This is a genomic window from Microbacterium sp. (assembly GCF_031178525.1).
GTDB lineage: Bacteria > Actinomycetota > Actinomycetes > Actinomycetales > Microbacteriaceae > Microbacterium.
In genome coordinates, this window is record NZ_JAPSJA010000164.1 from 1 (window position 1) to 5,453 (window position 5,453).

7 protein-coding genes and 2 pseudogenes are annotated in these 5,453 nt (G+C 69.7%); 4 read left to right on the plus strand and 5 right to left on the minus strand.

Features of this window, described 5'->3' with window-relative positions:
* A pseudogene (locus RIF89_RS10415) lies at window positions 1-223 on the plus strand (adenylate cyclase); the annotation flags it as partial.
* Window positions 224-316: 93 nt separating this feature from the next.
* On the opposite strand, the gene RIF89_RS10420 reads toward RIF89_RS10415, so the two are convergent.
* From RIF89_RS10420 to RIF89_RS10435, 4 genes are all read right to left on the minus strand, one after another.
* On the minus strand, window positions 317-625 hold the full coding sequence (locus RIF89_RS10420) for a DUF3140 domain-containing protein (protein WP_309069043.1): 309 nt from the start codon (window positions 623-625) through the stop codon (window positions 317-319).
* A complete protein-coding gene (locus RIF89_RS10425; protein WP_309069044.1) occupies window positions 622-840 on the minus strand; it encodes a DUF2945 domain-containing protein in 219 nt (72 codons plus the stop codon). The genes RIF89_RS10420 and RIF89_RS10425 overlap by 4 nt, the downstream gene beginning before the upstream one ends.
* 199 nt (window positions 841-1,039) lie before the next feature.
* Window positions 1,040-2,437 carry a dihydrolipoyl dehydrogenase gene (lpdA, locus tag RIF89_RS10430; protein WP_309069045.1) on the minus strand — a complete coding sequence of 466 codons (1,398 nt, stop codon included), beginning with the start codon at window positions 2,435-2,437 and terminating at the stop codon, window positions 1,040-1,042.
* A gap of 29 nt (window positions 2,438-2,466) precedes the next feature.
* Window positions 2,467-3,162 (minus strand): copper resistance protein CopC, encoded by a 696-nt coding sequence (locus tag RIF89_RS10435; protein ID WP_309069046.1) that lies wholly within the window; start codon window positions 3,160-3,162, stop codon window positions 2,467-2,469.
* A 130-nt stretch (window positions 3,163-3,292) separates the two neighbouring features.
* Between RIF89_RS10435 and RIF89_RS10440 the strand changes: the two genes are divergently transcribed.
* From RIF89_RS10440 to RIF89_RS10450, 3 genes are all read left to right on the plus strand, one after another.
* Window positions 3,293-3,799: an FHA domain-containing protein gene (locus tag RIF89_RS10440; RefSeq protein ID WP_375294468.1), complete on the plus strand. Its 507-nt coding sequence runs from the start codon at window positions 3,293-3,295 to the stop codon at window positions 3,797-3,799.
* Window positions 3,799-4,503 carry a MerR family transcriptional regulator gene (locus RIF89_RS10445; RefSeq protein WP_309069047.1) on the plus strand — a complete coding sequence of 235 codons (705 nt, stop codon included), beginning with the start codon at window positions 3,799-3,801 and terminating at the stop codon, window positions 4,501-4,503. The genes RIF89_RS10440 and RIF89_RS10445 overlap by 1 nt, the downstream gene beginning before the upstream one ends.
* Window positions 4,504-4,689: 186 nt before the next feature.
* Entirely contained in the window at window positions 4,690-5,229 is a 540-nt protein-coding gene (locus RIF89_RS10450; protein WP_309069048.1) for a MerR family transcriptional regulator, read from the plus strand.
* A 57-nt stretch (window positions 5,230-5,286) separates the two neighbouring features.
* Here the strand turns inward: RIF89_RS10450 and RIF89_RS10455 are convergent.
* Window positions 5,287-5,453: pseudogene (locus RIF89_RS10455) on the minus strand (ParA family protein); the annotation flags it as partial.

Genomic DNA, 5,453 nt, shown 5'->3' on the forward strand with positions numbered 1-5,453 from the left:
GGGAGTGCTCGCGGAGTTCGTCGACGATCATGTGCGCACGACCGATCTGCGCGCCGGCGACGCTCGCGAGTGGCACGAGTGGGAGATCGAGCTCGGTCCCGCCGCGCCGGCGGAGGCCGATGCACGCGAGGCGTTCTTCGCCGCCGTGACGGACGCGGCATTCGCCGCCGGTGCCCGCGCCGCGAGCTCGACGTCGAAGCTGGCGCGCGCCGTCGGGCGCTGAACGGCTCGTGCCCACGACGAAGGCCCCCGGATGATCCGGGGGCCTTCGTCAGGAGAGCGGGCGATGGCGTCGGCGCGCATCCGCCGCCGGCGATCAGTCTTTGAGGGGGTCGTGACCCCAGTTCGTGAGGGAGTACCGCCACCTCGTGTCCTCGACGTCCCCGTCGGGGCGCTGCGCCAGGTGTCGGTGGACGTACCCGACGACCTTGCGCATGTGCGCCTCGTCGTCGTCGGTCAAATCGGACTTCTTCTTCCGCAGCAGGTCCACGATCCGTCGACCTGACTCATGGCCGACCGACTCGCCACCGTCCGACTGTCCGACCGACTGCGACTCTTCGGTGCGCAGCCACCTCTCCAACTCGCTCGCCGTCATGTTGACGGCCTCATCGAACTCCCGGCTCACGCGTCCTCCTCGAGTGCGGACGGCTTGTGCACCGCGTCTCTGCCGCTCTTGTCGCTGCGCACGCGGTACTGCGGATCGTCCTCCGACGCGCGCACGGTGCGTCCCGCCGCCTCGGTGTCCTCGGTGATCTTCTCGACCACCTCGCCGTGCACGGTCTGCCCGTGGCTGGACCACGTGACCTCGTCACCCTTTCGGAACTTCTCCTCGTCACCCATGGCGGGAGCCTATGCCGCCCGTGCACGCTGGTCCCCGGCCTTGCACGGACGCCGACGTTCGTTTAGTGACGCGGGCGATCCACATCGGCATTCACGAGCGCGCACACCCGTGTCCCGCAGGCACGCGAAGAGGCCCGGATCCGCGCTTGCGCCGATCCGGGCCTCATCCGCTCTGCCGGCGCAGCCGGTGGAGCGTCGCTCAGAGGTTGATCATGTGTCCCGCGAGGCCGTGGAAGCCCTCCTGAAGCGCCTCGGACAGCGTCGGGTGCGTGTGCACGTTGCGCGCTGCCTCGAGTGCCGTCAGGTCCCACTTCTGGGCGAGAGTGAGCTCGGGCAGCAGCTCCGACACGTCGGGGCCGATCAGATGCCCTCCGATGAGCTCGAGGTGCTCGGCGTCGGCGATCAGCTTGACGAAGCCGACGGGCTCGCCCAGGCCGTTCGCCTTGCCGTTCGCGCTGAACGGGAACTTGGCGACCTTGATCTCGCGCCCCTCGGCACGCGCCTGCTCCTCGGTGAGGCCGAAGCTCGCGATCTGGGGCGAGCAGAACGTCGCGCGCGGCATCATCCGGTAGTCGCCCAGCGTCTGCGTCTCGGCCTTGCCGATCGTCTCGGCCGCCACGACACCCTGAGCCTCGGCCACGTGGGCGAGCTGCAGCTTGGCGGTCACGTCGCCGATCGCGTAGATGCCCTCGACGTTCGTGCGCATGTGGTCGTCGATCTCGATCGCACCGCGCTCGGTGAGCTTGACGCCCGTCGCCTCGAGGCCGAAGCCCTCGACGTTCGGCGCGAACCCGACGGACATGAGCACCTTGCCCGCCGTGATCTCGCCCGGCTGGCCGTCGCGTGTCTCGTACGTGACCCGCACGGACGATCCGCTGTCCTCGACGGTCTTGACCGCGGTCGAGGTGAGGATGTCGATGCCGTACTTCTTGTACTGCTTCTGGATCTCCTTCGAGACCTCGGCGTCCTCGTTCGGCAGGGCGCGATCGAGGAACTCGATGATCGTGACCTTCACGCCGTAGTTCGACATCACATAGGCGAACTCCATGCCGATCGCGCCGGCACCCACGATGACGATGGACTCGGGCAGCTCGCGCGAGAGGATCTGCTCCTCGTACGTCACCACGTTGTCGCTGAGCTGCACGCCGGGAAGCAGGCGCACCTTCGAGCCGGTGGCGATGATCACGTTGTCGAACGTGAGCTCCTCGGTGCCGCCGTCGGTCTTGGCGACCGAGATGGCCTTCGGGCCCGTGAAGGTGCCGCGGCCCTGGTACTCGGTGACCTTGTTCTTCTTCATCAGGAAGTGGATGCCCTTGACGTGCGTCTCCGCGACCTTGCGGCTGCGGTCGAACGCCGCGCCGAAGTCGAAGTGCACGTCGCCCGAGATGCCGAACACGTCGGCCTTGTGGGTGAACGTGTGGGCGATCTCCGCGTTCTTCAGCAGCGCCTTCGACGGGATGCACCCGACGTTGAGGCAGACGCCGCCCCAGTACTTCTCTTCGATGATCGCGACATTGAGTCCGAGCTGCGCGCTGCGCACGGCCGCGACGTAACCGCCGGGACCCGCGCCGAGAATGACGACGTCGTAGTGAGCCATGCCACCAGCCTATCCGCAGGCCGGACCCCTCAGTCCTGGTCGGCGGCGTCCTCGGCAGCGCGGCCGTGCCTGCCGCGGGAGCGGGTGACGAGAACGGCGATCAGCGCGCCGAGAACGGCGACGCCCGTCAGGATCAGCAGGATCCACGGGAGCATCTCGCCGAACGAGCGGTCCTCGTCGTCGGCGGGGACAGGCGCGGCCGAGGAGGTGCCGGAGGGTGACGGCGTGGCGGTCGGCGCGACGGGCGTGGGCGTGACGACGTCCTTCGGGGGTGGAGGCGTGGCCGTCTCGTCGTTCTCGGGGGCGACGCCGGAGCCGGATGCCGTCTCGACCGTGAACGCGAACGTGCCCTCGGTGGGGTGCCCGTCGCTCGAGACCACGTGCCAGTTGACGGTGTAGGCGCCCGGTTCCGTGATCGTGCCGATCGCCTGGCTCACGACCGCGCCGTCGACGACAGCGTCGCCCTCGGAGACGTCCGTGCCGGAGGGGGAGAGCACATCGACGACCGTGTCCTGGGGGCTCATCGTCAGCAGGGCTGCGGAGAAGGACAGGGTGATCTCCTCCGGCATGGTCTCGACGCTCGAGTCGGCGGCGGGGTCCGAGCTGATGAGCGAATCGTGCGCGGCCGCCGGCGCCGCGATGACGACCGAACCCAGCAGGGCCAGCAGGGCGCCGAGGCCCACGGAGAGGAGACGATGCGGGCGGAAGCGACGCGATGCGGGCATTCGGCCACGCTACCGTGCGGCTCCTGACCCCTTGCCGCGTCGTCGCCCGGGATATCGGGTCCTCCGCCCGTGACCGACTTGTGACCGGCATAATCCGATCGGTTAGGCTGATCCGAAAGGAGGGCATCACGTGTCACAGAACGAGCAGGGGTCGCCGATCCACCGCGACGGCCACACCACGCAGTTCGGCCACGACGGCTCGGGCGATTCGACCCAGACGTTCGGGCACGACTCCGACCTGTCGTTCGTCCCGTTCGCCGGCGAGCTGAGCGCCACCGAGCGCGACGCGATCGCCGCGCTGCCTTCCGGATCGGCCCTGCTGCTGGTGCGCTCCGGCCCCACGGCGGGCGCACGCTACCTGCTCGACACCGACGTGACCACCGCTGGGCGCCACCCGGAGGCCGACATCTTCCTCGACGATGTCACCGTCTCGCGCCGTCACGCCGAGATCACGCGTCACCGCACCTCGTTCGAGATCGTCGACCAGCGATCGCTGAACGGCACCTACGTCAACGGCGAGCGGGTCGACCGCGCCGAGCTGAGCAACGGCGCCGAGGTGCGCATCGGCAAGTTCCGTCTGAACTTCTTCATCTCGCCTCAGGATCGCCAGAGCGGCGGATCGGGGCAGGTCGCCTGATGGCGGCAGCCGCCGCCCGCGAGCCCGCTTCCCACGCACGGAAGGCGCCCGCGGGCCTTCTGAGCATCGGTCAGGTCCTTTCCAAGCTCACCCCGGAGTTCCCCGCGCTGACCTCGAGCAAGCTGCGCTTCCTCGAGGTGCAGGGCATCGTCACGCCGCAGCGCACGGCATCGGGCTATCGCAAGTTCTCGCCCGACGACCTCGACCGCCTGCGCCTCGCGCTCACGCTGCAGCGTGACCACTACCTTCCGCTGGTGAAGATCCGCGACTACCTGGACGACGTCGACGCCGGCCGCGCTCCGGCCACGCCGCAGGTGCCGCCGCCATCGATCCACCCCGCGGCCCGCCGGCACACCCGCCAGGAGCTGCTGAGCGCGGCGGGCGCCGCGCCGCAGCTGCTGAACGACGCCGTCAGCACGGGTCTGCTGAAGGCGGCCGACAGCTATGACGACCAGGCGCTGGCGCTGCTGCGCGCGCTCGTGGCCCTGTCGCGCCACGGGATCGAGCCGCGCCACGTGCGCGGCATGCGGCAGGCGGCAGAGCGTGAGGTGGCGCTCGTGGAGTCGGCGCTGTCGGCCCTGCTGCGGCGCACCGACGCCGGCTCCCGGGCCCGGGCGAGCGAGCTCGCTCCCGAGCTCGCCTCCCGGCTCGACGAGGTGCGCTCGATCCTCGTCAAGGACGCCCTGGGCCGTCTGATCGGCTGATGCGCCGCGGTCGCGCGGGGAAGCGGCCCCGCGGAGGGAGCGGACGCGGCGAGTCTCACCTTCGACTCGAAGGTCACTGTTCTGTAACGCGCGAGCGACACGCGCACCGGATCACACGGATGTCATTGCCCGGGTCTCAGGGCTCCCATACGGTTGAAAGAGTCCCACCATCTGAGGAGGAAGCACATGAGCGCTGACGACCCCACCGGTCGCGGCATGACCGATCTCCTCTTCACGGACGGGCTGCCCGACCTCGACCCCGAGACCGGCTACCGCGGCGCCGTCGCCGCCCGTGCGGCGGGCATCACGTACCGCCAGCTCGACTACTGGGCCCGCACGGAACTCGTCGAGCCCACGGTCCGCACCGCGACGGGCTCCGGATCGCAGCGCCTCTACGGGTTCCGCGACATCCTCGTCCTCAAGCTCGTCAAGCGCCTCCTCGACACCGGCATCTCCCTGCAGCAGATCCGCACCGCTGTCGAGCAGCTGCGCGCCGCGGGCATCCGCGACCTCGCCGGCACCACGCTCATGAGCGACGGCGCGTCGGTCTACCTGTGCACGTCGAACGACGAGGTGATCGACCTCGTCAGCCGCGGGCAGGGCGTGTTCGGCATCGCCGTCGGCAAGGTGCTGCACGAGGTCGAGGCCACGCTCGTCGACTTCGAGGCGCAGACGCCCGATCAGGTCGACGAGCTCGCGCAGCGCAGGGCCAAGCGCACGGCCTGACCCCGGACGAGAAGAAGAGACCCCGCCGAGGCGGGGTCTCTTGCTGTCCGGGGATGCTTACTCGGCGACCGTCTCGTCGGCAGGATTGGCGATCCGTCCCGCGCGCATGATGCGGTCGAGCAGGGCGTCGAAGTCGGCCGCGAGCTCCTGAGCCGACTCGCCGGGCCACACGTGCAGCGGCTTCGCCGCGCCCTGAGCCTGCTGCAGCGACGTGCGCTCGGGCA